This is a genomic window from Streptomyces milbemycinicus, assembly GCF_002154605.1.
GTDB lineage: Bacteria > Actinomycetota > Actinomycetes > Streptomycetales > Streptomycetaceae > Streptomyces > Streptomyces milbemycinicus.
Window position 1 is genome coordinate 1 of the sequence record NZ_MUNE01000861.1, and the last position, 4,158, is coordinate 4,158.

The following is a 4,158-nucleotide window of genomic DNA, read 5'->3' on the forward strand; positions in this document are numbered from 1 at the left end:
GACAGGCCGGCAAGGCCGAGTGGAGCGCAGGAACCGGCGCCGTGCACCATCTCGGGGGTGTCCGGACGCGCGGACGTCGCGGCTGCCGCTGGTGACCCGGAGGCGGTCTGCGCCTGAGCGCGCGGGTGGTCCGACTCCTGGTGCGGGCCGGCGCAGTCGAGGGCGGTCAGCAGCAACCCGCATAACACGAGGGCGACAACACGGCGGTACCACGGCGAGCCCGGTGAGAGGGCACGGCGCCGGTTCCTGCGCTCCACTCGGCCTTGCCGGCCTGTCCACGCCGCGGTTTCCGGCGCCGTCCCGCGATCTCGCCGCGACCGCCGGCGTCGTTCCGGCACGGGCCGCGGCGCCCTTCCTCGCGGTGGTGCGGGCCCGGGAGGAACACGTCGACAGAGCGCTGTCCGGGGCCTCCAGACTCACCGTCGTCTGCCGGTGGCGCATTTAGGCCATGCCCGCCACCGCCGTCATGCCGCCGTACGCGAGCGAGTCCCGGAACGGGGAGGCGCACCGCGGTCCCGGCCGTGACGCGGTCAACGACGACCTGACACTTTTTCACGCTCTGCGAAGAAGGCGCGAAGATGCAATCCTCGACCACTACCGACACCGGTACGCTCACCGCCAGGTCCGCCATCTCCGGGCTGGTCGGCAACACCCCGCTGCTGCGGGTGTCCGAGCCCCTGGCCCCGGCCGGCCACGGCTTCTGGGCCAAGCTGGAGGGCTTCAACCCCGGCGGCATCAAGGACCGCCCAGGGCTGCACATGGTCGAACGGGCCCGGGCCCGTGGCGATCTGCGGCCGGGCGGCCGGATCATCGAGTCCACCAGCGGCACCCTGGGACTGGGGCTCGCCCTGGCCGGCATGGTCTACGGCCACCCGGTCACCCTGGTCACCGACCCCGGCCTGGAACTGTCCATGACCCGGCTGCTGACCGCGTACGGCGCCCAGGTCAATGTCGTCTCCGAACCCCATCCCACCGGCGGCTGGCAGCAGGCCCGCCGCGACCGTGTCCAGCGCCTGCGGGACCAGCACCCCGGATCATGGTGTCCGGACCAGTACAACAACCCCGACAACGTCGCCGCCTACACCCCACTCGCGCTTGAACTGGCCTCCGAACTCGGCCACATCGACGCACTGGTGTGCAGCGTCGGCACCGGTGGCCACTCCGCCGGCGTCTCCCGGGTCCTGCGGCAGCTCTACCCCGAGCTGAAGGTCATCGGGGTCGACACCATCGGCTCGACGATCTTCGGCCAGCCCGCCAGGCCCCGCCTCATGCGCGGGCTGGGATCCAGCATCTACCCCCGCAATGTGGCCTACGACCAGTTCTCCGAAGTGCACTGGGTGGCCCCGGCGGAGGCGGTGTGGACCTGCCGTCAGCTGGCCGCGTCCCACTACGCCACCGGCGGATGGAGCGTCGGGGCGGTCGCCCTGGTGGCCGGCTGGCTGGCCCGGACCAGCCCCGCGGACACCCGGATCGTGGCGATCTTCCCCGACGGTCCGCAGCGCTACCTCGGGACGGTCTACGACGACGACTACTGCGCCGCCCACGGCCTGCTCGACGCACCCCCGGCACCCGAACCCGAGGTGAACGGCAGCCTCGACGAGAAGGAGGCCCTCCGCTGGACCCGGTGCGCCACCGTGGTCGACCCCCTCTCCCCGCACCACGAGGAGGAGAGCCGGTGATATCGCTGTTCTCGCAGGTGCGTTCGTACGAGCGCAGCGTCCGGCTGTTGATGGTGAACCAGTTCACCATCAACCTGGGCTTCTACATGCTCATGCCCTACCTGGCCGCCCACCTGTCCGGAACCCTCGGACTGGCCGGCTGGCTGGTCGGGCTGATCCTGGGGGTGCGCAACTTCAGCCAGCAGGGCATGTTCCTGGTCGGCGGCACCCTGGCCGACCGGTTCGGCTACAAGCCACTGATCATCGCCGGATGCGTGCTGCGCACCGCCGGCTTCGCGGCCCTTGGGTTCGTGGACTCCCTGCCCGCGCTGCTCGCCGCCTCGGCGGCCACCGGGCTCGCCGGAGCGCTGTTCAACCCCGCCGTACGGGCGTATCTCGCCGCGGACGCGGGGGAGCGCCGGGTGGAGGCGTTCGCACTGTTCAACGTCTTCTACCAGGCCGGAATCCTGCTCGGCCCGCTGGTGGGCATGGTGCTGACCGGCATCGACTTCCGCGTCACCTGCCTCACGGCCGCCGCGGTCTTCGCCGTACTCAGTGTCGTCCAGATCCGCGCGCTGCCGCCCCGCCGGGCCGACGACGCCCGGGACGGCCGGGACGCCGCGCGCGGGAGCGTGTTGTCGCAGTGGCGGGACGTGGTGGCCAACCGGCCCTTCCTGCTCTTCTCCGCCGCCATGATCGGCTCGTACGTCCTGTCGTTCCAGGTCTACCTGGCCCTGCCGCTCGAGGTGCGCCGCCTCGGCGGCCAGGGCGAGGCCGGGGCGGCGGCGGTGGCGCTGCTGTTCGCCGTCTCGGGCCTGAGCACCATCCTCGGACAGACGAAGGTCACGGCCTGGTGCAAGGCGCGGATGGCACCGGGTCAGGCGCTGGCTTGGGGGCTGTTCACCATGGGCGTGGCCTTCCTGCCACTGCTGCTGGCGACCGCCGTGCCGGAGCCGGAGGGCGGTGCGGGCCGCTGGTTGCTCGCCGCCGTTCCGCCCGCGCTCTCGGCGCTGTTGCTCGCCCTGGGGACGATGATCGCCTACCCGTTCGAGATGGACACCATCGTCCGGCTCTCGGGTGACCGGCTCGTCGCCACCCACTACGGGCTGTACAACACCATCTGCGGGGTCGGCATCACCCTCGGCAACCTGCTCACCGGCGCCGCGCTGGACGCCGCTCGCGCGGCCGGGATGTCCGCGCTGCCGTGGTGCGCGCTGCTGATGCTGGGCATGGTGTGCGCTGCCGCGCTGTACGGGTTGCACCGCACCGGCCGCCTTGCGGCAGTGCCCGCTCCCCGGGCACAACCCGCGGCGGCCTGACGGACCACAGTCGGGAAACGGAGCGGCGGAGGGTCCACGGACCCTCCGCCGCTCCTCGCCTCGCCCCGCCCCGTCAGCGGCGGAAGGGCCCGGTCACCTCGTAGGTGATGCCGCCCGAGGAACTGCCGCTTGTGCCGCGCTGGCTGGAGAAGTACAGCCGGGTGCCGTCCGGGGAGAAGGCCGGGCCGGTGATCTCCGAACCGGACTGGCCGTTGATCCGCAGGAACGGCGCGACGACGTCGTCCGGTGTGATGATGCAGATCTCCATGTTGCCGCCGTCCTCGGCGACGAACAGGTCACCGGAGGAGGAGCCGGTGACGTTGTCCACGCCGGTCAGCGGGGCGGAGCCGGGGTTGACCAAGGAGTCGTCGTAGGCCAGCTCGTAGGTGCTGTTGCTCAGGTTGAGCTGCCAGACGCGGTTGTCGCCCTTGGTGGTGAACCAGACGGTGTCGCCCGCGTAGTGGCAGCCCTCGCCACCGTTGAAGATCTTGGCGCTCGAGACCTGGTCGCGGGTGGCGGTGGGAGAGCCGTCGGGGTCGGGTACGTCTCTCCAGCTGAACGATCCGGAGGTGGCGGTGCCGGCGACCAGCACCTGAAGCGTGCCGGAGGACAGATCGCCCCAGGTGGTGGGCGTGAACCGGTAGAAGCAGCCGTCCGTCTCGTCCTCGGTCAGGTAGATCACCTTGCGCACCGGGTCGGCGGCTGCCGCCTCGTGCTTGAACTGGCCCATGGCGTCGCGGCGCGTGGCGGCCTTCACGCCCCAGGGGTCGGTCTCGTAGACGTAGCCGCGGCTGACCTCTTCACAGGAGAGCCAGGTCTGCCAGGGGGTCGCGCCGCCCGCGCAGTTGTTCCGCGTGTTGGACAGGATGCGGTGGGCGCCGGTGATGGTGCCGGAGGAGTCGAACTTGACGGCGCCAACGCCGCCACCAGTGGCGACCTCCGAGTTGGAGACGTAGATCCAGCCCGTACCGTCGGCGAAGCAGGCGCCGCCGTCGGGGGCGTTGTGCCAGGTGTACGAGGTGCCGGAGACGACCTTTCCGGAACGGGCGATGACTCTGCTCGTGAAACCAGTGGGCAGCTGGATGGCGTTGGTGTCGGCCGCGCCCAGCGCTCCGTAGGGGCCGGGGCCGTTCTGGGCGGGGGCCGCGTAGGCGGCGCCGCGCATCAATGTGCCGCCGAAG

At 71.3% G+C, this 4,158-nt stretch carries 3 protein-coding genes; 2 read left to right on the forward strand and 1 reads right to left on the reverse strand.

The window, feature by feature from the left end; translation table 11 throughout:
* Positions 1–578 precede the first annotated feature (578 nt).
* Positions 579–1,679 (forward strand): PLP-dependent cysteine synthase family protein, encoded by a 1,101-nt coding sequence (locus CCN51_RS47750; RefSeq protein WP_014172904.1) that lies wholly within the window; start codon positions 579–581, stop codon positions 1,677–1,679.
* Positions 1,676–2,977 carry an MFS transporter gene (locus CCN51_RS47755; protein WP_014172903.1) on the forward strand — a complete coding sequence of 434 codons (1,302 nt, stop codon included), beginning with the start codon at positions 1,676–1,678 and terminating at the stop codon, positions 2,975–2,977. Before CCN51_RS47750 ends, CCN51_RS47755 begins: the two co-directional genes overlap by 4 nt.
* A gap of 73 nt (positions 2,978–3,050) precedes the next feature.
* Here the strand turns inward: CCN51_RS47755 and CCN51_RS47760 are convergent.
* Positions 3,051–4,158, reverse strand: a 1,108-nt coding sequence (locus tag CCN51_RS47760) for an alkaline phosphatase PhoX (RefSeq protein ID WP_086861020.1), incomplete at its 5' end; no start/stop codon positions are given.

Excerpts from the sequence above, each read along its gene's own strand:
- CCN51_RS47750 (WP_014172904.1), top strand. The coding sequence starts at position 579 with ATGCAATCCTCGACCACTACCGACACCGGTACGCTCACCGCCAGGTCC.